This is a genomic window from Gardnerella piotii (genome assembly GCF_003397585.1).
Lineage (GTDB): Bacteria > Actinomycetota > Actinomycetes > Actinomycetales > Bifidobacteriaceae > Bifidobacterium > Bifidobacterium piotii.
On sequence record NZ_QJUV01000001.1, the window covers coordinates 301542 to 325181 of the forward strand.

19 protein-coding genes and 4 tRNA genes are annotated in these 23640 nt (G+C 42.9%); 21 read left to right on the forward strand and 2 right to left on the reverse strand.

Annotated features, from left to right (window positions below; translation table 11 throughout):
* Window positions 1-296 precede the first annotated feature (296 nt).
* Window positions 297-473, reverse strand: a complete 177-nt coding sequence (locus tag D0T20_RS01340; RefSeq protein ID WP_016636054.1) for an FmdB family zinc ribbon protein — start codon at window positions 471-473, stop codon at window positions 297-299.
* Window positions 474-654: 181 nt separating this feature from the next.
* Here D0T20_RS01340 and D0T20_RS01345 point away from each other — a divergent pair, with 181 nt between their 5' ends.
* From D0T20_RS01345 to fdxA, 10 genes are all read left to right on the forward strand, one after another.
* Window positions 655-1731 (forward strand): hypothetical protein, encoded by a 1077-nt coding sequence (locus D0T20_RS01345; RefSeq protein WP_198684143.1) that lies wholly within the window; start codon window positions 655-657, stop codon window positions 1729-1731.
* Between the two features lie 156 nt (window positions 1732-1887).
* Window positions 1888-2181, forward strand: a complete 294-nt coding sequence (groES, locus tag D0T20_RS01350) for a co-chaperone GroES (RefSeq protein ID WP_004131681.1) — start codon at window positions 1888-1890, stop codon at window positions 2179-2181.
* 182 nt (window positions 2182-2363) lie between these two features.
* Entirely contained in the window at window positions 2364-3458 is a 1095-nt protein-coding gene (hisC, locus tag D0T20_RS01355; protein ID WP_116438194.1) for a histidinol-phosphate transaminase, read from the forward strand.
* Between the two features lie 183 nt (window positions 3459-3641).
* A tRNA-Tyr gene (locus tag D0T20_RS01360) sits at window positions 3642-3723 on the forward strand.
* A gap of 1 nt (window position 3724) precedes the next feature.
* Window positions 3725-3796, forward strand: a tRNA-Thr gene (locus D0T20_RS01365).
* Between the two features lie 4 nt (window positions 3797-3800).
* Window positions 3801-3874 (forward strand) — tRNA-Met (locus D0T20_RS01370).
* A gap of 50 nt (window positions 3875-3924) precedes the next feature.
* Window positions 3925-4095 (forward strand): 50S ribosomal protein L33, encoded by a 171-nt coding sequence (gene rpmG, locus D0T20_RS01375; RefSeq protein WP_004114322.1) that lies wholly within the window; start codon window positions 3925-3927, stop codon window positions 4093-4095.
* An 87-nt stretch (window positions 4096-4182) separates the two neighbouring features.
* Complete coding sequence (locus D0T20_RS01380) at window positions 4183-5466, forward strand: FAD-binding protein (RefSeq protein ID WP_116438195.1); 1284 nt, start codon at window positions 4183-4185, stop codon at window positions 5464-5466.
* Between the two features lie 211 nt (window positions 5467-5677).
* Window positions 5678-7309, forward strand: a complete 1632-nt coding sequence (locus D0T20_RS01385; protein WP_162862654.1) for an APC family permease — start codon at window positions 5678-5680, stop codon at window positions 7307-7309.
* Window positions 7310-7464: 155 nt separating this feature from the next.
* A complete protein-coding gene (fdxA, locus tag D0T20_RS01390) occupies window positions 7465-7785 on the forward strand; it encodes a ferredoxin (protein WP_004131685.1) in 321 nt (106 codons plus the stop codon).
* On the opposite strand, the gene dinB is transcribed toward fdxA, so the two are convergent.
* The gene (gene dinB, locus D0T20_RS01395) at window positions 7782-9113 is read right to left on the reverse strand and encodes a DNA polymerase IV (RefSeq protein WP_116438197.1); all 1332 of its coding nucleotides are present in this window, start codon (window positions 9111-9113) and stop codon (window positions 7782-7784) included. The genes fdxA and dinB overlap by 4 nt on opposite strands.
* A gap of 130 nt (window positions 9114-9243) precedes the next feature.
* Between dinB and D0T20_RS01400 the strand changes: the two genes are divergently transcribed.
* From D0T20_RS01400 to rpsJ, 11 genes are all read left to right on the forward strand, one after another.
* On the forward strand, window positions 9244-10182 hold the full coding sequence (locus tag D0T20_RS01400) for an EamA family transporter (RefSeq protein ID WP_116438198.1): 939 nt from the start codon (window positions 9244-9246) through the stop codon (window positions 10180-10182).
* 119 nt (window positions 10183-10301) lie between these two features.
* A tRNA-Ser gene (locus D0T20_RS01405) sits at window positions 10302-10388 on the forward strand.
* Window positions 10389-10744: 356 nt separating this feature from the next.
* Window positions 10745-14257, forward strand: a complete 3513-nt coding sequence (locus tag D0T20_RS01410; protein WP_116438199.1) for a peptidase — start codon at window positions 10745-10747, stop codon at window positions 14255-14257.
* Between the two features lie 239 nt (window positions 14258-14496).
* Entirely contained in the window at window positions 14497-14790 is a 294-nt protein-coding gene (locus tag D0T20_RS01415; RefSeq protein ID WP_004131689.1) for a metal-sensitive transcriptional regulator, read from the forward strand.
* 136 nt (window positions 14791-14926) lie between these two features.
* Entirely contained in the window at window positions 14927-15568 is a 642-nt protein-coding gene (locus D0T20_RS01420; RefSeq protein WP_116438200.1) for an IMPACT family protein, read from the forward strand.
* A gap of 123 nt (window positions 15569-15691) precedes the next feature.
* Entirely contained in the window at window positions 15692-16384 is a 693-nt protein-coding gene (locus D0T20_RS01425) for an AbrB family transcriptional regulator (RefSeq protein ID WP_116438201.1), read from the forward strand.
* A gap of 90 nt (window positions 16385-16474) precedes the next feature.
* The gene (gene malQ, locus D0T20_RS01430) at window positions 16475-18643 is read left to right on the forward strand and encodes a 4-alpha-glucanotransferase (RefSeq protein ID WP_162862712.1); all 2169 of its coding nucleotides are present in this window, start codon (window positions 16475-16477) and stop codon (window positions 18641-18643) included.
* 312 nt (window positions 18644-18955) lie between these two features.
* Window positions 18956-19405 (forward strand): 50S ribosomal protein L13, encoded by a 450-nt coding sequence (gene rplM / locus D0T20_RS01440; RefSeq protein ID WP_004131693.1) that lies wholly within the window; start codon window positions 18956-18958, stop codon window positions 19403-19405.
* A gap of 20 nt (window positions 19406-19425) precedes the next feature.
* A complete protein-coding gene (gene rpsI, locus D0T20_RS01445) occupies window positions 19426-19914 on the forward strand; it encodes a 30S ribosomal protein S9 (protein ID WP_004131694.1) in 489 nt (162 codons plus the stop codon).
* 376 nt (window positions 19915-20290) lie between these two features.
* Window positions 20291-22996, forward strand: coding sequence for a bifunctional acetaldehyde-CoA/alcohol dehydrogenase (gene adhE / locus D0T20_RS01455; RefSeq protein ID WP_116438205.1), 2706 nt, complete (start codon window positions 20291-20293; stop codon window positions 22994-22996).
* A gap of 320 nt (window positions 22997-23316) precedes the next feature.
* Window positions 23317-23625, forward strand: coding sequence for a 30S ribosomal protein S10 (rpsJ, locus tag D0T20_RS01460; protein ID WP_003808013.1), 309 nt, complete (start codon window positions 23317-23319; stop codon window positions 23623-23625).
* Window positions 23626-23640: the final 15 nt, after the last annotated feature.

The window sequence follows — 23640 nt, forward strand, 5'->3', positions numbered from 1 at the left end:
GGGGATTTTACGAGGATTTTACGCACATATAAACATTTTTGATGAATCTTAATAGCTACTTATACACATATTCACATAAATGGCCATTTTTGATTGGTATTAATCCACATATAAACATATATCAATATAAGTGATTACTAACATACGCACACATATGTAGCAAAATAAACGCCACTTACGCACATAAGCACATAAGTGGCGTCATAAATTTTCAATTTATTCACATACACACATAAGTTGCGTCATATTTTTTCACTTATGCACATATGCACAAATTTTAATAGGTTATTTGCACGTTACTTATCGGTGCGGTAAAATCCGCTGCCCTTAAAGTTGATTGGCGGCGCACTAAAAACCTTACGAACTTCTTGCTTTCCGCACTTTGGGCACACGGTAATTGGCTCATCCTCAAACGATTGATGTTGTGAAAAATCATATCCGCATTGCTTGCAACGGTAATGATAAGTAGGCAACGGTTCCTCCAATCTATAATTCCATCACATATCCTAGCTCATAATACCGCCTCGTTAAAGCGGCTAATCGCTAATCGTAAACGCTTTTTGTTTGTAAAATTTTGCGAAACAATCGCAAAAAATCCGACACGCCGACTTATTTTTAGCCTTTACATCCTTAATGCACTTTATATTTGTACGTATGGGTTATGAATCGGTGAGCGCGTTAACAGTATTGATCATCATCGTAGCCTTAATGTTTGGTTGGTTGCCTAAACGCACTGAAAACAGCATGAAGTCGATGTTGGAACACAGCGAAGATAGGTATTCACCTTCGTTGCACATTGTGGATTATAGCAGTGATTCGCTTTTCCACGCGTGTAGCGGCACGATGGCGAAAGGGGTTGGCATGCAGCCGTCGAAGATGCAAGCGAATACAAAGCCTAATAATGGAAAGTCCAGTCGCAATGGCGTGAACGCTAATAAACATAAGTGCGCTAAGCAGTTTAATGGTGCTTTTACGCCTGAACATGTTGCTCGTATTCGCGCGCTTCGCCGTGCAGCAATCCGCCGTCGCCGTGCGTTGGTGCTTTCTCTAGCATTTTTAACTCTTGTTGTGTTTGTTGCGGGTCTTTCTGGACTCTATAGCGCATGGTTTGCAATCATTCCTCTTGCTGCTGTTTGCACTGTTCTCTACTTTGGCTCTATGGCTGCTAAGCAAGCGCGCAAGTGGGAAGCAAAAGTTGCTTTGTATAACAAGCGTTCTGCAGCTTTTAATGATTCTGTTGTGGAGCCAATTTTTGACGCTGCCGTAAACTCAGTTGTTGACCGTTCTGAAAATGCCCAGCATGCCGAAAATCCAGACAACACAGAGACTTCAGTTATGCAACAGCGAGATATAAGCATGGCTTTAGCAGGAGCAAATAGGCAAGAGGTGGCAAAAAGCGCGGTTGCTGGCGATTTTTCCGCTGCTAATGATGCACGCTCGCAAGCCGATATCTCCAACTCAAATCAAGATCTTATATCGTTCTCGTTTGGCGATGATTCTAGTGATTTTGGTGCTAATGGCAAAAATGCGGGTCCGCAAAGCTTAGAGATAAAGTCTACAAAGCAAGTTACTAAAGCGATTGCAGCAGACGATTCAAACGAATCGGCGGCGGCTTTCGATTCAAGCAAAGTCTCTGAAGTATCTGAATCTACTGTAGAGCCTCCAGTTAGTACAAAAGACTCGCTTGGTAAAGCCGATTTAAGGGATGTTTTGGCTCGTCGCGCTGCCTAAAGTTTGTAAAAATTTTCTAAAATTTTAGCACTCTAGTTGGTAGAGTGCTAAAAACGCGCTATTATAAGGTTCAGTGCTCGATAGTTTTGACGTGATCGTCAGCCTCGTCAACATTATTCGCGCAAAGGTTACATTTCTCTAGAAAGAGGTACCGAAGTGTCGATTAAACTCACACCTTTGGAAGATAAGATTATTGTTAAGCAAGCTCAGGCAGAAACTCAGACTGCTTCTGGCTTGTACATTCCAGATAACGCTAAGGAAAAGCCACAGCAGGGAGAGGTTTTGGCTGTTGGCCCAGGCCGCAGAGACGATAAGGGTGAGCGCATTCCTATGGATGTTAAGCCTGGAGACAAGATTCTTTACTCCAAGTATGGTGGCACAGAAGTTCATTACGAAGGCGAAGATTACTTAATCGTTTCGTCTCGTGACGTTCTTGCAATCCTTGGCTGATTTTGGTTAATCACTTGGTTAATCACTTGTAATTAGTCAAATAATCTTAAAGCTATTTAGCGCTGAAAATGGCGGCTTATCGCTGTTTTCAGCGTTTTTGTTTAATCGTTTAGTGTGTCTGATTTGTTTTAATACGTCTAATAATTTATTTAATTTGTTTAAGACGCGACTATTATAAAATCATGGATTACAAACATCGCAGTATTTTAGATACTTTGCCAAATTATAAGCAAGGTAAACCAGCGCCCGCATTAGACGGCATTCGCGCATATAAGATTTCTAGCAACGAAAACCCATTTGAGCCGTTAGAAAGTGTGAAAAGCGCCATTTCTAGCCGTGCGCTTGGTGTTATTAATCGTTATCCAAACATGCGCGGAACAGAAGTCGTAGAAGAGTTAGCTAAAAAGTTTAACGTTACTCCAGAAGAGGTTGTTCTTGGATGCGGCTCTACAGAGGTTATTACGCAACTTGTGAATCTTGTTGCAGGCCCTGGAGACGAAGTCATATACCCGTGGAGAAGCTTTGAAGCGTACCCGATTATTGTTACGGGTGCTGGCGCTACAAGCGTTAAAATCCCTAATCGCGCAGATGGGTCGCACGATGTAGACGCAATGATTGATGCGATTAATGAGCGCACTCGTCTTGTTATTTTGAACAATCCAAACAATCCAACGTCTGCATCGCTTTCAGACGAGGAAGCTAGACGAGTGCTGGATGCTGTTCCAAGCAACGTTTTAGTGCTTATTGACGAAGCTTACGTGCAATTTAACAACGCAAAGGGAACGGCAGATGGCATGCAACTCTACCGCGAATATCCAAACGTTGTTGTTGCACAAACATTCTCTAAAGCCTACGGTTTGGCTGGTTTGCGCATTGGCTACGCTATTGCTGCAGCAGATGTTGTAGAAGGCATGCGAAAAGTGGCTGTTCCGTTTGGTGTAAGCCAAATTGCGCAAGTTGCAGCTCTTGCGTCTTTGGAGAATGAAGCGCTTGTAGAAATGCGCAATCGCGTAGATGCGCTTGTTAAGGAGCGTGCGCGCGTTGTAAGCGGTTTGCGTGAGCAAGGGTGGAATGTTGCCGAGCCATACGCAAACTTCTTCTGGATGCCATTTGGTGAAGATACAGAGCGAGCTAATCAGCGTTTTGTTGATGCAGGTCTTTCTGTGCGCGCGTTTGCTGGAGAAGGTATTCGCATTACGATTGCGGAGACTGAGGCAAATGATCGCGTACTTAAAGTGTGTGAATCTTTAAAGAAAGATGGTTTTTCGCTTAAATAATTGCTTAATAATCGCTTAAGAGCATATAAATAGCGGATAAATAGCATATAAATAATCGCATTTTTTAGATGCATTTAGATGTGATTTTTGCTTTCGGCGTGTCTTGAACTTGCATTAGTCGCGCGTTCGTGGCAAAATAACAAAGTTGCCGTTTGGAGATGTTCTTCTCCGCGCGGAAACGTTGGCGGGTTACCAGAGCGGCCAAATGGGACTGACTGTAAATCAGTTGCTTCGTGCTTCAGTGGTTCAAATCCACTACCCGCCACGCCTCGATAGCTCAGTGGTAGAGCACTTCCTTGGTAAGGAAGAGGTCGTGAGTCCGATTCTCACTCGAGGCTCTCTGGCGGGGTAGCTCAGCTGGCTAGAGCGTACGACTCATAATCGTAAGGTCAAGAGTTCGAGTCTCTTCCTCGCTACAATGGCCAGCAGGAGTTGGTCAACATACAATATTCTAGAGGTGAACAAAATGGCAAGTAAGAGCGCAGACATCCGTCCAGGCATTACGCTTGCATGCACGGAGTGCAAGGAGCGTAATTACATCACGACGAAGAATCGTCGTAATACGCCTGATCGCCTTGAGTTGAGCAAGTTCTGCCCACGCTGCGGCAAGCACACTCTCCATCGCGAGACTCGCTAAAAGCGTGAACTTCGGCGAAGTTTTATAGCTTTATTACCCCGCGTTTTGCGGGGTTTTTTGTTATTTATTGCTGTTAGGATTAATCGTATGAGTATGCAATCATCCTTATTGGAATCTGATAATCCAACTTTTGCAAATCTTACAACAATCGGCGTTGGAGGCTCTATTGCTCGTTTTGTAGAGCCTACTAGCAGAGTGGCTGTTATTGAAGCTGTAGAAGATGCAGATTGCGCTGGATTGCCTCTTTGCGTTATTGGCGGCGGATCTAACATGCTTGTAAGCGATGAACCGTTTAACGGAGTAGTTGTGCGCGATGCTCGTCGCGAGATTTGCGTTTTAGATGAGGCTGCTCCTGGAATAGACGGCGTTGATAAAACTAGCGGAGATTTTTTGGTTCACGTTAGTGCAGAAGCTGGTTGCAATTGGGATGATTTTGTTTCTCACACTATTGAGCTTGGATTGCAAGGCGTAGAAGCGCTATCTGGGATTCCTGGAACGGTTGGCGCGTCTGTAGTGCAAAATATTGGCGCATACGGTGCGGAAGTGGCGCAAAGTGTTGATTCTGTAGAAGTTTGGGATCGTAAAGACAAAACCACTTTTTATATGAATCTTGCGGATCTTAAATTTGGCTATCGCACGTCTGTTCTCAAAAAAAGCATGTATAAGGCGCCTGGTGTTGCTGCTGATTGCTTCTTCCCAACGCCTAGATACGTTGTTTTGTCTGTTACTTTTTGCTTAAAGCATTCAAAAACAGGTGTTGTGGCTCATTCGCAGCTTGCTCACGCGCTTGGTGTGCAAGTTGGAGATAGGATGGAAACGTCTAAGATTCGTCGCGAAGTTTTGCGCGTTAGAGCATCTAAGGGCATGCTCGAAGATGCTATGCGCTACGCAAATAAGTGGATGTGCTACGCAAAAAGCGAAAAGGGCGTTGAGTCTTCGATTAGGCTTCAAAATGAAGACTATGTTTGTGGTGATTTGCAAGAGGGCGATTCCAAGTATGCGGACCGCCATAGTTGCGGAAGCTTCTTTATGAATCCGATTTTGACTAAATCTCAAGCAGATTTGCTTCCAGAAGACGCTCCGCGATTTGACGCCACTTTGCCAGATGGATCTAAAGGAGTTAAGACTTCTGCAGCTTGGCTTATTGACCATGCTGGATTCCACAAGGGATTTAGACTTACGCAAAGTGATGGCGAAAAGAGTAAAGCTGGATTATCTTCTTTACATACTTTGGCGTTGACTAATCGCAGTTGTGCAAAATGCGCAGATATTGTTGATTTAGCGCGCAAAATCATAGATGGTGTTTACGATTCGTTCGGCGTAAAACTTGTTCCAGAACCTGTTTTAATCGGCGTTAGCGTGGATTGTTAAGACATTGTTAACACAAATTTAGCATAATTTAACATAATAAATTGCGATTTGTGTTGTGATTTTCCGATAGACAAAGTACTATGCTCTTTTAATATCGTAAAAATTATTGTTTGATGACGCTTAATGTGTGTTGAACCGTATTTTTTGCGATTTATAACATATATACCCTTATATGGAATGTTTTAGACGTAGTTTTAGAGAAGGTTGGATTATGCAAATATGGAGAAAAAAGTCTGTTGAACAGACTATTGCAGAAACAATGGATGGTGATCGCCATCTTAAACGCACATTAAATGCTTGGGATCTTGCTGTTATGGGCGTAGCTGTTGCTGTTGGCGCTGGAATCTTCTCCGTTGGCGCTCAAGCAGCAGCATTCCACGCAGGTCCTGCAGTGATTATTAGCTTTATTATTGCTGGAATCGTTTGCGGAACGGCTGCAATGTGCTACGCGGAGTTTGCTTCGATGATTCCTGTTGCAGGTTCTGCATACACGTTTACATATACCACAGTAGGCGAGCTTATTGCTTGGATTATTGGCTGGGATATGATTCTGGAAATGCTTATGGCAGGATCTGTTATAGCTAAATATTGGGGCGTTTATCTTAACGATTTAATGCACTTGTTTGGTATTAACATGTCTACTTCGGTAAAGCTTGGTAATTTTACTTTTGATCTTGCTCCAGTAGTTATTGTTGCGTTCTTTACGATTATGCTTGTTGTTGGAACAAAGCTTTCTGCTCGTTTTGACGGTGCTTTAACAATTCTTAAGATTGGTATTGTTCTGTTCGTTGTTGTTGTTGGATTCTTCTACATTAAGGCTTCTAACTTCACTCCATTTGTTCCACCTGCAACAGACGTTGCTAGCGTTAAGGGTATTCACGTTTCTGGCACTATGAGCCAGCCGCTTTGGCAGTGGGTAACTGGCATGCAGCCAGCTGTTTACGGTGTTACTGGTATTCTTTCTGGCGCAGCACTTGTGTTCTTTGCATTCATTGGATTCGACGTTGTTGCAACTACGGCAGAAGAAACTAAAGACCCACACAAGAACATTCCTAGGGGCATTGGTCTTGGTCTTTTGATTGTGACTGTTCTTTACATTCTTGTTGCTGTTGTTACAACTGGTATGGTCTCTTACAAGGATTTGGCTAAGCAAGACGCTCCTTCGCTTTCTACGAGCTTTGAGCTTGTAGGAGCAACTTGGGCTGCTAAGATTATTTCTCTTGGCATTGTAATCGGCTTAACAACTGTTGTGATGGTTCTTCTTTTGGGCCTTACACGTATTGTGTTTGCTGTTAGCCGCGATGGTTTGCTTCCACGTAGCTTCTCTAAGGTTAGCAAGCGCGGAATTCCTGCACGTATTCAGATTGTTTCTGGCATTGTTGTTGCAATAATCGCTTCTACATTAGATATTGGAATTCTTTCCGACATGGTGAATATTGGTACGCTTTCTGCGTTCTTGCTTGTTTCTGCAGGCGTTCCTATTATGCGTATGCGTAGGCCTGATCTGCATCGATCCTTTATGGTTCCTTGGAATCCAGTTCTGCCTATTTTCGCCGCGCTTTCTACGTTCTGGCTTATGCTAAACCTTTCTGTGCTTACATGGATTCGTTTTGCAATCTGGCTTGCAATCGGCTTTACTGTGTACTTTGGCTATTCTTACCGCAATTCTTTGCTTGGAAGGCAACTTCGTAAAGCTAAGAAGCTTGGCGTTCCAGTAGAAACCTTGTTTGCACAAGATGCTGCTGCAGCCGAAAAAGTTGCGGAAGGCGAGTCGGAAGACCAAGCGCGAGCTGAAGCTGCTCAAGAGGCGGCTGTTGGGTCTGCTCAAGGGGATGCTCAATAGGCTTTTGCTTTGAGACGTTGATTTCTTGAGACGTTGATTTGATTGTGTTGAGTCGGTATGCGATTACGTATGCCGACTCAATGCGTTTTGCACTCGCAATGTGAACTATAATAGAAGAGTTAGTTTATTTTTGAGTGTGAAAGGGTGCGTTTGCTATGCCTTACGTTATTGCAGAGCCATGCGTTGACGTTAAAGATAAAGCGTGTGTTGACGAGTGCCCTGTTGATTGCATTTACGAAGGCGATCGCACGCTTTACATAAACCCTAACGAATGCGTTGATTGTGGCGCATGCGAGCCTGCATGCCCCGTAGAAGCCATTTTTTACGAAGACGATGTTCCAGAAGAGTGGGAATGGTATAAAGACGCTGCTGTTGAATACTTTAACAAGCTTGGCGATTTAGGCGGAGCGCAAGAAGCTGGTCCATCTGGTTGGGATGAAGATCGCGTAGCTGCTCTTCCTAAAAAAGATGCCTAAATGCCCATTTGAGCGGCATCTTTACCATACTTTTTTCTTACTTCATCTAATACGTGTTCTGCGTGACTTATTCTTGCATGCGTATTTTTTATTGCGTTTTGCGCAATTTCTGTTGAATTTTTACGCATACTGTTTATAGCGTTTTCTCTTTCGTTCTCTTCTAATATGTCGCTAATCGTAGGCTGAACAAGCGCTTTGCTTTTATCTACAAGATTGCTTACGCTAATGCCAGCAAGCCTAACGGAGCTTAGTAAACAAATATGACTTCCGCCTAATTTATGGTCATGAACTGTTGGATTTACTGATTCTAGTAAATCGCAAGCATGCTTATAGATCTCTGGTGCGCAATCGGTTACGTTTCTTAATGTTTTGCATCTTGTTGCATAGTGCAAATTGCTAAATCGCAATTTTAACGTTATTGTTTTTGCCATTGTGTTGCGATTGCGTAATTCTTGCGCCACTTTGTTGCAGCAGTGCCTGATCAGGTTTTTCACTGCTGCAATATCTGTGGTGTCTTTATCAAGAGTGCTTTCTGTACCAATGGATTTTTCTGGAACGTGGGGCGTTACTTGCCGTGCATCAATTCCGCGCGAAGTGTTATAAAGCATTCGTGCAAGAACTTTAGACCCAGCAACTCGTTCCAAAGTCTTCTCATCTACACTTCTAAGCATCTCAATGCTGTTTATTCCCCACGTAGCTAGTTTTTTAGCAAGCGCGGGTCCTATTCCTGGTATTGCTCGTAATGGCATTATTGAAACAAAGTCGGCATTGCGATTTTGGGGGATAATCAACATTCCGTTTGGCTTTGCGTTCGTTGACGCCATTTTTGCAATCAGCTTATTTGATGCAATCCCCACAGAGCAAGTGATGTGAAACTTGCGCGCGACTTCGCTTCTTATCCACTCGCCTATGGCGATAGGCGTTTTCCAGCGTAATAACGCTGAGCTAACGTCCATGTAACACTCGTCTACAGAAACCTGTTCAACCTTATCTGTGATCTTTGAAAAGACCTCCTTAAAAATCCTAGATGAAATGGAAACGTAATATGGCATATCTACCGGCAGGAAAATGCCATTAGGGCACAAGCTTCGTGCTCGCGCTGTAGGCATGGCTGAATTCACGCCATACTTACGTGCTTCGTAGCTGGCTGCCGAAACTACGGAGCGCGAGCCTGTACCAATAATCACAGGTTTGCCAAGTAACCTAGGATTACGCGCCGCCTCGAGTGATGCATAAAATGCATCCATATCGATATGAAGTATTGTGCAGCCAGACGCATTGCGCCCCCAATCGCGTTTAGCTGCATTAACTCGCGGTGCTGTGCTCATGAATTTATAGTAGAACAAACGTTCGATTTTGTACAATAGTGTGTCGCAATAAATTTTACGAAAAATCAATGTAAAAATACGCAAATATAACTACTGGTAAATATAACTACTGCCGTGTAGGGTATGCTGTATGAAACAAATCATAGTAAACGCGCTAAATCGCATGCCTGTTTTGCTAATCGTTGTTGCAGAAGCTGCAATGGTCTATCTAGCAACGTCTATAGCAAAAGTCGCGTTTAGCCAGCTCGATCCTCTATATTCTGTATGGTATCGCGTTGGGTTTATGTCTTTGTTTTTGCTTGCTTGGAGAAGACCTTTTTCGCGTAAAAAGCGCGCTCGCAACTCTCTTCCTAAAACGTTAAAAGAATGGGCAATTGTTGTTGCTGTAGGCATTTCTGTTGTTCTTATGAACACAATGTTTTATTTAGCTATTAGTTGCATGGCTGTTGGAGTGGCTGTAACTATTGAGTTTGTAGGGCCTTTAATGGTTGCTGTTATAACGGGTAAAACATGGCGTGAGCGCGTTGGAATTGTTATTGCAGCTTGCGGAATAGTGCTTCTTGCAAGCGCATCGATGGGGTCTAACGAAAGTCCGCATTTTCTTGTTGGATTAGTGGCAATTCTTATTGGCGGATCAATGTGGGGAATGTACATCGTCTCTGGGCGCATGCTTGCAAGAGGCTCTAATGCAATTGACCGAGTTAGTATAGCTATTTTAATTGGTTGGCTTTTGCAATCGAGTGTTCTTGGTGTTCCTGCAATTTTGCATGTTGTGCATCCTAAATCGAGTGCAACTTGGGCTGCTCAGTCTTACGGATCTTTGAAACTTCTTGGATTAATGGTTGTTATTGCGATTTGCGCGTCTTTTATTCCAACGCTTTTAGACCAGGTTTTGCTAAAGCGTGTATCTTCGGCAAGATATTCAGTTATGCAAGCGCTTTACCCTGCGATTGCAGCGCTTGTTGGCATGGGATTTGGCGAAATGCCAACGTTGATTGATGTTTGCGGAATGGCTTTAGTTATGTTGGCTGTTGTGATTACATTTTCGGGAGACCATAATCCCGCATAAATATTGCTGTTTGGCTATTAAATCCACTTTCGCGCTTTTGGTGTGTCGCTTAAGCATTGTGCACGTCCTCAAGAGGTGATATAGTCTGAATCTGTTGCTATCTTGAATAGTTACAAAGTGGAGTCATGCCTGAGTGGCCGATAGGGGCACCCTGCTAAGGTGTTAGTCGCGTAAGCGGCTCGAGAGTTCGAATCTCTCTGACTCCGCGGTTTAGCTCTAAATCGTTGAAAATCAGCGGTTTAGAGCTTTTTGTTTTGATTTTGTAAATAGCACCATGGTTGCTATTTTTGGCCTATAACCCCTATTTTTCTGATTGCAACATATTCCTATAACCCTATAAACGCGAATCGCCAGCAACCACCACTACTGTGTGTAATTGTGCACAATTGTGTATAACAATGTGGATAACTATCCTCTAAAATAGCCTTTAACCACATTGAAAGTTTTTTATTTACAGATTGAAATTCCTAAATCATAGTTAGAGCATGAGCGAATTTTTCGTTCATCGTGGCTAGCAAAAACGTTTGTCACGTTAGAGAAAACAACGTTTTAAGGAGTTGATATGGGAAAACATGGATGTAAAGGGATTCCAATCTTTTTACGCAATAAGCGCACGCGAATGTTCTCTTTACTGACAGCGTTGCTGGCGACTATTGCAATTGTTGTTGGGAATGGCGCAATAAATGCTGCTTCTGCGGATATTTTTGCTCAATACTATACGTATAGTGATGCCTGTTCAAAAGTGAGTCCGAGCAGAAAAATTGTAAAAAAAGATGAAGATGGTAATTACGTATTTTGCATTAATACGGGATCAACTGTAAAAGCTGATTCCGATTGGAGAGATATTCCGCTTGATATTAACAATATTAATGAAATCACAGCAAGAATAGCTAAGTCTGCTATTGAAAATGATTTTACATCCCGAATGGAGGCTGCAGCATATTTAATTCATGAACATTATGATGAAGATAAACGCGGGTGGGAAGAAGCGAAGCGTAGGGGATTTGATGGTGCGTCTAACTTAAAGGAAGATGCAGAAAAACTATGGAACGAAGTAACCCAAAAAACGCCTAAGGGTATGGGATTCAAAATACTTGACCCTTATGCTACCTACTATGCAAGGAGTGGAAGGGTAGTTATTGATACACAGGGTGTTGATGAAAGAAATGTTACATATGACAGCGAAAATACAAAATTTAAAGTTACTGCAGTAGGCGATAAGTTGCGTTTTATAAAAGATAAGAAACAGGTTAAAGAGGTTAAAGATCACATTGGATCTTATAGTACGTTGTATGGAATTGATTGGGTTGCAACAGGAGAAGGTGAAGCAGAAATTAAGGGTGAATACTACATTCCATATTTGCAAAGAAAAGATATAGGGAATGGAGCAGCTTTAATACGAGTAGCAAAAGATGAAAAAGTCAAAGAATTTACAAATGTATTAACAGAGAGAGCACACAGAAAGTTCCAGCCCTCGCTTTCTTCTAAGTCGACTGTAAAAGAGTTGAAAGTAGGCGATTCTGTAGAAGATACTGTTACTTCGTCGCTAAAGAATCCTACTGAAGGTGAGTGGGTAAGTGGTAAAGACGTTCGTGCTCGCGGATACTACTTTGTTGGTTCTTATAACGATATTATGAAAAAACGCGAAAATAAAAAAGACAAAGTAGAAGAGTATATAAAGGAACTACGAGAAGATAAGAATATTCGTCAAGTTGCTGCAGCTGATGTTTATTTTTCGGGAGAAAATCAAGAGGTTAAGGCGGTTGCGCACGAAGCAACAGGTGACTTATCTAAAGATGAACTTGCTAGCGCAAAAGTTTATAAAGTGAACAAAGACGATGCAGGATTATTTGGAACGTGGGTTTGGTTTATTGATCCCGGAAATCAAAAAGACGACGTTCGAGAGTTTATTCCAGGAAAGTTTGTTGAAGAATTTGGAAACGTAAATTCAACAGTTTCGCATAAGGCAAAAATATCGATTGAACATGTTAAGAATCTAAAAAACAAAGATACAAATGACGTTTCGGATGCGATAGTTGTTAGTGGTGTTCCAAAAGACTACGGAAAATTTGATGGAAATACCGATTATGGGTTTAGTAAAGATGCAAAGATGAACATTCGTCTTTGGTGGGTTGGAAACAAAGATGGTTCAATGAGCAACGAAAATATGGTAAAGCTTGTTTCCAGCTCTGTAGAAGAGCCTAAAGAAGACGAAAATCATAAGAAAATAGATTCATGGGATGTTCCATTGCGTAATGGAACTTACACGCTTGGGAACGGCAAGATAATTCTTACTCATAACGAGTCTAATGGCAAAGAAGCTGGCAAAGAATCTGGCAAAGATAGCGATAGTGAAGATAACAAGGACAGTGAAGATAACAAAGAGAACAGAAGTGCTGAGAATAAAAAAGAAAAGTTTGAAAAAGTTGGAGATATGATCGATCTTTTAGACGGCAATACGGCTAAAAGTGGAATGTATGTTTTTGTTTATGAATTCCCAGGTTCTTCTAGAGCGCAAGAGTTTAAGACGTCGTTTAATAACGAAGATAGTAGAAGCTTCTTTGATAGAAATAAGCCTGTTACTGTGACTGTTAATAAGGCGGAGAATGCTAGTGGTAAGGGCGAGCCTGGTAAGCAGGAGCCTGGAAAAGAGCAGCCTGGTAATGTGAATCCTGGTAAGCAGGAGCAGCCTGGTGTGCAAAAGCCTGGTGGTTCTAGTGAAAAGCCTGGTAAGCAGGAGCCTGGTGTTAGTGGAAATGTTACGGGTAGTGAAGTTGATCCAAAGACGTCTCCTAGTGGTGGCGTTGTAGATAATATTATTTCAAAGCAGAATCCGCAGAATCCTCAGAATCCTCAGAATCCGCAAGGTTCTGGTAAACAAGAGCCTGGAAAACAAGATAATCCTGGTAAGCAAGATCCTGGAAAGAGTGAGCCTGGAAAGGGCGAGTCTGGTAAGCATGAACCTGTAAAACAAGATAATCCTGGAAAAGAGCAGCCTGGTAATGCGAATCCTGTGAAGAGTGAGCCTGATGTGCAAAAGCCTGGTGGTTCTAGTGAAAAGCCTGGTAATCAGAAGCAGCCTGGTGGTTCTAGTGAGAAGCCTGGTAAGCAAGATCCAGGTAAGAGCGAGCCTGTTGGTAGTGGAAATGTTACGGGTAGTGAAGTTGATCCAAAGACGTCTCCTAGTGGTGGCGTTGTAGATAATATTATTTCAAAGCAGAATCCGCAGAATCCGCAGAATCCGCAGAATCCGCAAGGTTCTGGTAAGCAAGATAATCCTGGTAAGCAAGAGCCTGGAAAGGGTGAGCCTGGTAAGGGTGATCCTGGAAAAGAGCAGTCTGGTAATGCGAATCCTGTGAAGAGTGAGCCTGGTGTGCAAAAGCCTGGAGGTTCTAGTGAAAAGCCTGGCGGTACACAAGGTTCTAGTGCGCAGAATGAAGTTGCTGGCACACAGTCTGGCAGCGCGCAAGTTGGCAACAATGCGCAATCTGGTGTAAACGCTGGAGCGAATAATAATACGCTCGGTGCGCAAGTAGATGCTGGAACCAATAATACAGTTCATCAAAATGCAGATGCGACTGGCGAGAGTAATCCTAAGAGTAATGCCAAGAGTAATGCTAATAACGATAAAATTAATGAAAAAAACAATAAAAAAGATGATCAAAGTAATGTTAATAAGGATTCTCAGCATAAATCTGAGCATATTGCAAGTAAGGAAGATAGCAAGGAAGGTAAATATACAGCTACTAAATCAGGTACTATTCAGCGAGGCGATTCTAAGAAGGTTGATACTTACCAAAGTGCTACTCAGCAGGGAGATTCTAAACAGGGAGATTCTCAGTATGTAGATAATCAACAAGTAAGCGACTCTAATGTAGAGCAGAATTCGCAGTCAAATAATCAATATGCAAGTGGAACAAAGAATTCAAAACGACGTCATGCTCGTCTAGGTGCTAATGTTGGGCATCTAGTAACAACTGGCGTAAAAGTTGAAACAACATTAATGTTCTCTCTGGCTATATTGCTTATTGCAGGATCTGTGATTTTGGCAAAACGCGTAAGTTACATTGCATAAAATCTCTCATAAAATATTTGATTCATATGTGCATAAATTTGTAAAACATGTATGTTGAGATATATTAATTGGTATATATTAATAAAGTATTAAAACAGATAAAAATAGTTGCGTTGTATAATATGCATAATTTATTCTATAAACATAGCTTTTTGGCGCTTATAGTTTTGCGTACTATACAACGCACAATTATTATGTAAATAGTATATAAAAGCACTGTTTTCAAACGAGGTTTTTTTATGAGTGACTACAACATAGATAAAGAAAAGATGTTGGTTCGCTTACATAGAGTATGCGGGCAAGTTCACGCTGTTGAAAATATGGTTGAAAAGGGAGAAGACTACAACAACATTCTTATGCAACTTTCTGCATCTACGGCAGCTCTTAGAGCGGTTGCTCTTATAGTTGCTCATCAAGAAATATCAAAGGCATTAGAAGAAGCACAAGACGCTGGAAATAAAAAGGTTACAGATAAGAAAGTTGCAGAGCTTGTAGACGTTGTAGATCACTTAATGCGTTACGATAAGTCGTGATTTGCGATTTGCGATTTGTGATTTGTAATTCTAGCGGTTGCATATAATCTTTTGTAGCTTTAAGACTGTTTGAATTGAAAACGATTTGAATATTGAATATCGAATGTCGAATGTCGAATAATATTAAATATCGAATATGAAGAATATGCGAACCGTAACTGATTTATGTGAAAATCCTGCGCACTTTGCTTTTGTAGAGAAGAAGTCCGAATTTATTTCGGACGCTTGCCACGTTTCAAGTGCTGAAGAAGCGCTTGAGTTTGTAGAGTCGATTAGGATGATTCACCCAAAAGCAAGGCATGTTGCGTACGCTGCGATTTACGCAGATAAAAATGGCAGATTGTGCGAGCGCATGAGCGATGACGGCGAGCCATCTGGCACTGCAGGTAAGCCAATTTTAGATGTTATTAGGTCTTCTAATGTTGTAGACACAGTTGTAACAGTTACGCGCTATTTTGGTGGGATTTTACTTGGATCTGGTGGATTAATACGAGCGTATTCTGCTTCGGCTGCAGGTGCTATAAAGTCTAGTAAAATAGCGGATATTGTAGAGTGCAATTGTTTTTCTTGCAAAGTTGAGTACTCGCATTTAAGAATGTTTAAGCATTTATTGTTAAAAAATAATGCGGAAATTATAAGCGAAGAATACGGCGTTTCTATTGAATTAACAGTGAGTTTGCCGCGTGAAGAATCAGATAGATTCCTTGAAGCAGTAAAAAATACGTTTTCTGGAGTAATAATTCCAGATTTTTGCGGTGTTTGCACTAGAATTTGCTGATTTTTATTTTTAGTGATTCTTGTTTGATTCTTGTTTGACACTTGTTTGATTCTTGGTTTTAAGATTTGTGTTGCAAAGCTGATAGATTATATAAGTGATTAAGCAAAGGTTGGTGAGTCGTTTATGAATGATACGCAAAAGCTTAATGGCGTTGAGCAAAACGATGATTTAGGCAATGGTGCAAGCCGCGATTTATCTATTGAATCTAATGATTCTAGCAATTCATATGAGCCGTTAACCGCGGTGTATGAGCATTTAAGGCATTCCAGTGATTCTAAAGAATTGCATGAATTTGCTGTAAAAGAGTTGCCAGATAGGTCTGATCAGGCAGGATTTTCTAGAGCGACTGCACTCTTGGAAGCTGTAGCAGGCAATTCAAACACTCCAGAAGAAGATCGCATTCACTTAGCAACAGTAATGCCATTCCCGAATATCTTGGTTAAGCTTTCTCAAGACGAATCAAGTAATGTTCGCTTAGCTGTTGCAAAGAACGAAAATGCTAAGAATTGGCTAGTTGGAAGGCTTACTAAAGATTCTTGCGCAGAAGTTAGAGATGCTGCTTTGTGCAATCCGCGAACATCTTGGAAAATGCGATTAGAAGGCGCGCAGACAAATGGTGTTAGCGCAAAAACGTTGGATTATCTAGCTTCTCTTGGTGCAAGCGAAGAAAGTAACGATTCGCCTGTGCTCTCTGCAATGGTAAGAAGAGCAGTGGCGCTTAATCCAGGTGTGTCGCAGCCAACTTTGATTGCTTTGTCTAAAGATAAGGACTCGGATGTCTCGCTTGCTGCGTCAAAAGTCTTAAATAAGTCTTAAATATAAAAATAAGTCTTGAGTATAAAAGTAAAATGAATAATAATTGCATACGTTTGCATTAAAACCCCACAAATAGACTCGATGGAAAATATGAACACTAAAAATGAAGAAACAGTGCAACCAACAAGTCCGTTAAGGCGATTGGCTGAACTAATGGGCGTTCGCTCCAAATTCGTTGGATCGGATGGCGTAGAGCACAAAATAGCAGATAGCGTGCTTGTAAAAGTATTGCAGTCACTATGCGTAGAAGCTCAAAACGATAAACAAATCGAAGAAGCAACTCAAAAAATCCTTAATGAGCGTCACACTCGCTTAGTTGCTCCAACAGTTTTGCACACTGTTGGTGAAGAAAGCGAAGTAAGCGTAAACACTGGGATTTTGGAGTATCCTACAGCAACACTTATTTTGGAAGATGGCAGTGAATACGAGGGTGATTTGCAAATTTCTCCTTCTAAAAACGATGTTGCAATCCCAGTAGACGGAAAGTTTGTAGCAACGTCTTTGCTTAAGATTCCTGCAGACGTTCCAATGGGCTATCATACTTTGCGCGTTAGTGTTGCCGACCGCGTAGAAGAGGCCACTCTTATTAGCGCGCCAGAAAGCATTGATACGATTGAAAAACTAGAAAAAGATGGCAAGCAAATTTGGGGTTGGATGGCTCAGCTTTATTCAATCCGCTCCTCTAAGTCTTGGGGAGTTGGCGATTACGCAGATTTGGCGGATTTGCTTGTTAAAGCTAAAGAAAAGTCGGGAGCGGACTTTGTTCTTATAAATCCGCTTCATGCTGGAGAGCCAGTTGCTCCGTTAACGCCTTCGCCATATTTGCCTGTTGCTAGGTCTATGGTAAACGTTACGTATATTCGACCAGAAAGCATTCCAGAATATAATCTTCTTAGCGAGCAAGATCGCAAAAGCGTTGACGATTTGCATAATCAAGTAGAGCCGCTTAATAATGATGCGCAAATTATTGATCGCGACGCAATGTGGCGCGTAAAAATGCACGCTTTGTGGATTATTTTTAAGTCGGGCATGTCAGATAAGCGCGCGCAAAAGTTTGAAGCGTTTAAGAAAGATATGGGAGACACGCTTGAATCCTACGCAACGTGGTGCCTTTGCTACGACAAGTGGGGTGCGCCTAATGGCGATGACTGCTGGGAGAAGCATCTTACTAAAGATTCCGATGAGATTAGTGCTTTAGCAAAGCAATTCCCAGACACGCTAGAGTTTTATCGCTGGCTTGAGTGGGTTGCGTTCGGCCAGTTGCACGATGCGCAAATGGCAGCTAAAAAAGCAGGAATGCGCATTGGAATTATGTCGGATATGGCTGTTGGCGTGCATCCTGCAGGCTCCGAAGTTTGGTGGAATCCAGAGCGATTCGCCAATGGCGCTTGCGTTGGTGCGCCTCCTGATTACTTCAATCAGCAAGGTCAAAACTGGTCCCAGCCTCCGCTTAATCCATTTGAGCTTGAGCGCACAGGTTTTAAGACATACAGAGATATGGTTCATGGCATGTTTGCTTCCGCTGGAGCTGTACGAATTGACCATATTCTTGGGCTTTTCCGCCTTTGGTGGATTCCAGAAGGATCTACTCCAGGAGACGGAGCTTACGTTTACTACGATGCAAACGTTATGCTTGGCATTCTTGCTATTGAAGCTACGCGCGCAAATGGCGTTGTAGTTGGAGAAGACCTTGGCGTTGTGCCAGCTGAAACTTTGGAAGTTTTGGCTAAAAACAAGGTTCTTGGATGCACGGTTGAGTGGTTTGAACAGAGTGATGGCGCATTCCGCGAGCCTAAGAAGTGGCGCGAAATGACGCTTGCTTCTGTAAATACTCACGATTTGCCACCTGCTGCAGGATACTTAAACTACGAGCACGTTAATATTCGCGAGCGTTTGAATCTTCTTTCTGGATCTGTAGAAGAGTTCCGCGCTGATGCTGTTAAAGAGCATAATGCAATGCTTAAGATGCTTGTTTCTGGTGGTTTCTTAAGCGAAAGTGCGCTAGAAGACGAGTCGCAGCATGAGCAGGAGATTGTAGAAGCGTTGTATAAAGCGCTTAAAGCTGCGCCTTCTAAGTTGCTTGCTGCGTCGATTGTTGACGCCACTGGCGAGCGTAGAGCGCAAAATCAGCCTGGAACTAACGACGAATATCCAAATTGGCGTATTCCTTTGGCGGATGCTGATTGCAATCCTGTTCTTTTGGATGATTTGTTTGACTTGCCTAGAGTTAAGTCTTTAGTGCAAATCATGGATAAATAGAGGTAGATGCGTTATTAATTGCGGGCTGCAGCGTTTGTTTTTGCTAGCGAGCGTTGTAGTCCGCAATTGTATAACGTTGTAGTTTGCGTTGTAGTCCGCGTTGTAGTCCGCGCTGTATGTAAAATAGAAGTTTGCAAATAGTCGTCATGTGGCGATATACTTGCAGATTGTTGTGTTTCCCTAAGGGGTCCTTCAAAGCGCTTTTCCCACTCGCCATCGAGGACTTTCAGGGAGCCCACGGATTATGAGTAGAGTGTTTTCTAAAACCAAGAAGATATAAAGCTCGAAACACAATAGAGAAAAGGTACGATTGTGAAGACTTTCACACCGAAACCAGCAGATTTAACTCATGACTGGTACATTATCGACGCCACTGATGTGGTGCTTGGTCGCTTGGCTTCCCAGGTAGCTATTTTGCTTCGTGGTAAGAATAAGCCAACTTATGCTCCTCACGCTGATTCTGGCAATCACGTTATTATTATTAACGCAGATAAGATTGCTTTGACTGGCAATAAGTTGAGCAAGGAATTGTATTCCCACTCTGGCCGTCCAGGCGGACTTCGCCGCGATAGCTATGCTGAGCTTTTGGAGAAGAATCCAAAGCGCATCATTGTTTCCGCTGTTAGGGGAATGCTTCCAAAGAATCGTCTTGCTAAGGTTCAGCTTGATCGCCTTCGTGTGTTCACTGGCGCTGAGCATCCTCATATTTCGCAAAAGCCACAGGTCTTCGAGATCTCTCAGGTTAGCCAGCAGGCTAAGTGAATCGTAAGGAGAATATGATTATGGTAGATAACAACAACTCCGCGGTTCTTGAGAATGAAGAAGAACTGACTAGCTACACCACCGAAACCAACGCTGGTGCAGGCACTGGCACTTCCGCTATCGCTCCAGGCTATGGCACTGGTCGTCGTAAGGAAGCCGTTGCTCGCGTTCGCTTGGTTCCAGGTTCTGGTAAGTGGACTATTAACGGCCGCACTCTTGAGGAATACTTCCCATCTCGCTTATTGCAGCGCGAAGTTAATTCCCCAATCGTGCTTCTAAAGCTTGAAGGTAAGTTCGACGTTGTCGTTTTGGTAGACGGCGGCGGCACCACTGGTCAGGCTGGCGCAATCCGCTTGGGCGTTGCCCGCGCTTTGAACGCTATTGACCGCGATGCAAACCGTGCTTCCTTGAAGAAGGCTGGCTTCTTGACTCGCGACGCTCGCGTTGTGGAACGCAAGAAGGCTGGTTTGCACAAGGCACGTCGTGCACCTCAGTTCTCGAAGCGTTAAGCTGCGAAGAATTACAACTTCAATGGCTCCTGGCTTATGCTGGGAGCCATTTTTTGTTCATGTGTAATCGAGAATTAAGTTAAATGTTATTAATCGTTTGTAAGTAACAGCTAAATCTAACATTCTAGAAAATTTTTCAGCAAATCGCACATAAATCATTACAAATAAGAACAAATAACGAACATTAGGGGATAAACCTCGCTCATAAATAGCGCAACTCGCTGCAAACTCAAAATAGTACAGTAATTCAAGTAAATTGTGAAATGTATCACATACCAGCATTATGATGCGTCTTTCATAGAAGATTATGCATGTAAATGTTGATGTGCCAAAAGCGTAGAAGTACGTAAGGAATCTAAAGATCAAGGAGGACCAAATGGCGCAAGCGCAAGAAACAGCGCAAGAAAATGTGCTCGATGAAAAAGAGCAAGCGGCATTAGTTGCAAAACAAGAAGTTGACGAGTTAGCTAAAAAAGCAAAAGTCGCTTTAGATGAATTTGAAAAGTTAAATCAAGCTCAAGTAGATAGAATCGTAGCAAAAGCATCGATTGCAGCTCTAAACAAGCATTTAGTCTTAGCAAAAATGGCTGTTGAAGAAACAGGCAGAGGATTAGTTGAAGATAAAGCTACAAAAAACATCTTTGCGTGCGAACATATTACGCATTATCTTGCAGGTCAGCGCACAGTAGGCATTATTAGAGAAGACGATGTTCTTGGAATCGACGAAATCGCTGAGCCAGTTGGCATTGTAGCAGGCGTTACACCAGTCACAAATCCAACGTCTACAGCCATTTTTAAGTCGCTAATTGCACTTAAAACTCGCTGTCCAATTATTTTTGGATTCCACCCATTTGCTCAAAAGTGCTCCGCAGAAGCGGCCAAGATTGTGCGCGATGCTGCAATAGAAGCAGGTGCGCCAGAAAATTGCATTCAATGGATTGAGCATCCATCAATCGAAGCTACGGGAGCTTTAATGAAGCACCCAGATGTTGCAACAATTCTTGCAACGGGCGGCCCAGGAATGGTTAAAGCTGCTTATTCTTCGGGTAAGCCAGCATTGGGCGTTGGTGCAGGAAACGCTCCAGCGTATGTTGATGCAGACGTAGATATTGAGCGCGCTGCAAACGATTTAGTGCTTTCAAAGCATTTTGACTACGGCATGATTTGCGCAACAGAGCAGGCGATTATTGCACATAAAGACGTGTATGCTCCTTTGAAGCTCGAATTAAAGCGCCGTAAAGCTTACTTTGTAAACGAAGAAGAAAAAGCAAAGCTCGAGAAGTACATGTTTGGTTGCACGTCTTATAGTGGCCAAACTCCAAAGCTTAATTCTGTTGTTCCTGGAAAGTCTCCTCAATTTATTGCGCAACAGGCTGGATTTGAGATTCCAGAAGATGCTGTGATTCTTATTGCTGAGTGCAAAGAAGTTGGCGAGATGGAGCCTCTAACAATGGAAAAGTTGGCTCCTGTTCATGCTTTGCTTCGCGCAGATAACAAGGAACAAGGCTTTGAAATGTGCGAGAAAATGCTTGTGCACGGAGCTGGTCACACTGCTGTGATTCATACCAACAATCAGCAGCTTGCTCGCGAATATGGCAGCCGCATGCATGCTTGCCGAATCATTTGGAACTCCCCAGGATCTTTGGGTGGCGTTGGAGACATCTACAACGCAATCGCGCCTTCTTTAACTTTGGGATGCGGTTCTTATGGCGGAAACTCTGTTTCTGGAAACGTTCAAGCGGTAAATCTTATTAATATAAAGCGCATAGCGCGAAGGAATAACAATATGCAATGGTTCAAGATTCCGGCCAAAACGTATTTTGAGCCGAATGCTGTTCGCTATTTGCGAGACATGTATGGCATTGAGCGCGCAGTTATTGTGTGCGATAAAGTGATGGAACAGCTTGGCATTATAGACAAGGTGATTGATCAGCTTCGCGCTAGAGACAACCGTGTAACGTTTAGGATTATTGACTACGTTGAGCCAGAGCCAAGCGTTGAAACTGTTGAGCGTGGCGCGGAGATGATGCGTGAAGAGTTCCAGCCAGACACGATTATTGCTGTTGGCGGCGGATCTCCTATGGATGCTGCAAAAATTATGTGGCTTCTTTACGAGCATCCAGAAATTTCCTTTGCTGATTTGCGCGAAAAGTTCTTCGATATTAGAAAGCGCGCGTTTAAGATTCCGCCTCTTGGTAAAAAAGCTTGCTTGATTTGCGTACCAACGTCTTCTGGAACAGGATCGGAAGTGACTCCGTTTGCTGTTATTACAGACCATAAGACTGGCTATAAGTACCCGATTACGGATTACGCGATTACGCCTTCGGTTGCAATTGTGGATCCAGTTTTGGCGCGTACGCAGCCTAGAAAACTTGCTTGCGATTCTGGTTTTGACGCTTTGACTCACTCTATGGAAGCTTTTGCATCTGTTTATGCTAACGACTTTACTGATGCAATGGCATTGCATGCAGCAAAGTTGATTTGGGAGAATCTTAACGATTCTGTGAATTCCAACGATTCCGAGCGCAAGATTCAAGCGCAAGAAAAGATGCATAACGCAGCTACTATGGCTGGAATGGCGTTTGGTTCGGCGTTCCTTGGAATGTGCCACGCAATGGCGCATACAATCGGCGCTTTGTGCCATGTTGTGCACGGCCACACAAATGCGATTTTGCTACCTTATGTGATTCGCTACAATGGTCAAATTCCACAAGAGCCTACAAGCTGGCCAAAGTACAATCGCTACATTGCTCCAGAGCGCTACCAGCAGCTTGCTAAGAATCTTGGCGTAAATCCTGGTAAAACTCCTCAAGAGGGCGTTGAGAATTTGGCGCGCGCTGTTGAAAATTATCGCGATAATCTTCTTGGCATGGACGCATCGTTTAAGGCGTGCGGTGTGGACGAAGAATACTATTGGTCTTTGTTGGATCAGATTGGTATGCGTGCTTACGAAGATCAGTGCGCTCCTGCAAATCCGCGTATTCCTCAAATCGAAGATATGAAGGATATTGCGATTGCAGCGTATTATGGTGTTTCTCAAGAAGAAGGACATCGTATGCGCCTACAGCGTGAATCTAAGTGATTATTGCATAATTTATTGCATATTTAGTTACAAATGGCAGAGGCTGCACTAGCTGTAGTTTCTGCCATTTTTCGTTGGAAAATAGCCGACACGCCCGATTTTTGTTAATCCAAGGTTGATGGTTTAATTACTTAGTTGCCTGTTTTTAAGGCTCGCATATTGTAATTCAAAAAAGCGAGCGCAGAAACAGAAATCGCAGTTTTTTGTTGATTTTTGTAGGCTGCGCACTGATGTGGAATAGCCTTTAGTGTCTATTCTCCCGGTGCCCTTTAATACAGGTTGGTAAACAGTAAACGAATCGCTAGAAAGGGCGGACGGCAATGGCGGGACAGAAAATCCGCATCAGGCTTAAGTCCTATGACCATGAGGTCATCGACCAATCGGCGAAGAAAATCGTCGAGACGGTGACGAACGCGGGCGCCACAGTAGTGGGTCCGGTTCCTCTGCCGACCGAGAAGAACGTGTTTGTTGTTATCCGTTCTCCTCACAAATATAAGGATTCTCGCGAGCATTTCGAGATGCGCACTCATAAGCGCCTCATTGACATCGTTGATCCAACGCCAAAGGCTGTGGATTCTTTGATGCACATTGACCTGCCTGCGGATGTAAATATCGAGATTAAGCTGTAGGAAGGGGGGTAAATA

Bases quoted from the DNA above. Each gene is read 5' to 3' on its own strand.
- rpsI (WP_004131694.1), top strand. From the start codon at position 19,426: ATGGTAGATAACAACAACTCCGCGGTTCTTGAGAATGAAGAAGAACTG.
- dinB (WP_116438197.1), bottom strand. From the start codon at position 9,113: ATGAGCACAGCACCGCGAGTTAATGCAGCTAAACGCGATTGGGGGCGC.
- D0T20_RS01385 (WP_162862654.1), top strand. From the start codon at position 5,678: ATGCAAATATGGAGAAAAAAGTCTGTTGAACAGACTATTGCAGAAACA.
- D0T20_RS01420 (WP_116438200.1), top strand. From the start codon at position 14,927: ATGAAGAATATGCGAACCGTAACTGATTTATGTGAAAATCCTGCGCAC.
- fdxA (WP_004131685.1), top strand. From the start codon at position 7,465: ATGCCTTACGTTATTGCAGAGCCATGCGTTGACGTTAAAGATAAAGCG.
- D0T20_RS01425 (WP_116438201.1), top strand. From the start codon at position 15,692: ATGAATGATACGCAAAAGCTTAATGGCGTTGAGCAAAACGATGATTTA.
- rpsJ (WP_003808013.1), top strand. From the start codon at position 23,317: ATGGCGGGACAGAAAATCCGCATCAGGCTTAAGTCCTATGACCATGAG.
- adhE (WP_116438205.1), top strand. From the start codon at position 20,291: ATGGCGCAAGCGCAAGAAACAGCGCAAGAAAATGTGCTCGATGAAAAA.
- D0T20_RS01345 (WP_198684143.1), top strand. From the start codon at position 655: ATGGGTTATGAATCGGTGAGCGCGTTAACAGTATTGATCATCATCGTA.
- malQ (WP_162862712.1), top strand. From the start codon at position 16,475: ATGAACACTAAAAATGAAGAAACAGTGCAACCAACAAGTCCGTTAAGG.
- D0T20_RS01415 (WP_004131689.1), top strand. From the start codon at position 14,497: ATGAGTGACTACAACATAGATAAAGAAAAGATGTTGGTTCGCTTACAT.
- rpmG (WP_004114322.1), top strand. From the start codon at position 3,925: ATGGCAAGTAAGAGCGCAGACATCCGTCCAGGCATTACGCTTGCATGC.
- D0T20_RS01410 (WP_116438199.1), top strand. From the start codon at position 10,745: ATGGGAAAACATGGATGTAAAGGGATTCCAATCTTTTTACGCAATAAG.
- hisC (WP_116438194.1), top strand. From the start codon at position 2,364: ATGGATTACAAACATCGCAGTATTTTAGATACTTTGCCAAATTATAAG.
- D0T20_RS01400 (WP_116438198.1), top strand. From the start codon at position 9,244: ATGAAACAAATCATAGTAAACGCGCTAAATCGCATGCCTGTTTTGCTA.
- D0T20_RS01380 (WP_116438195.1), top strand. From the start codon at position 4,183: ATGAGTATGCAATCATCCTTATTGGAATCTGATAATCCAACTTTTGCA.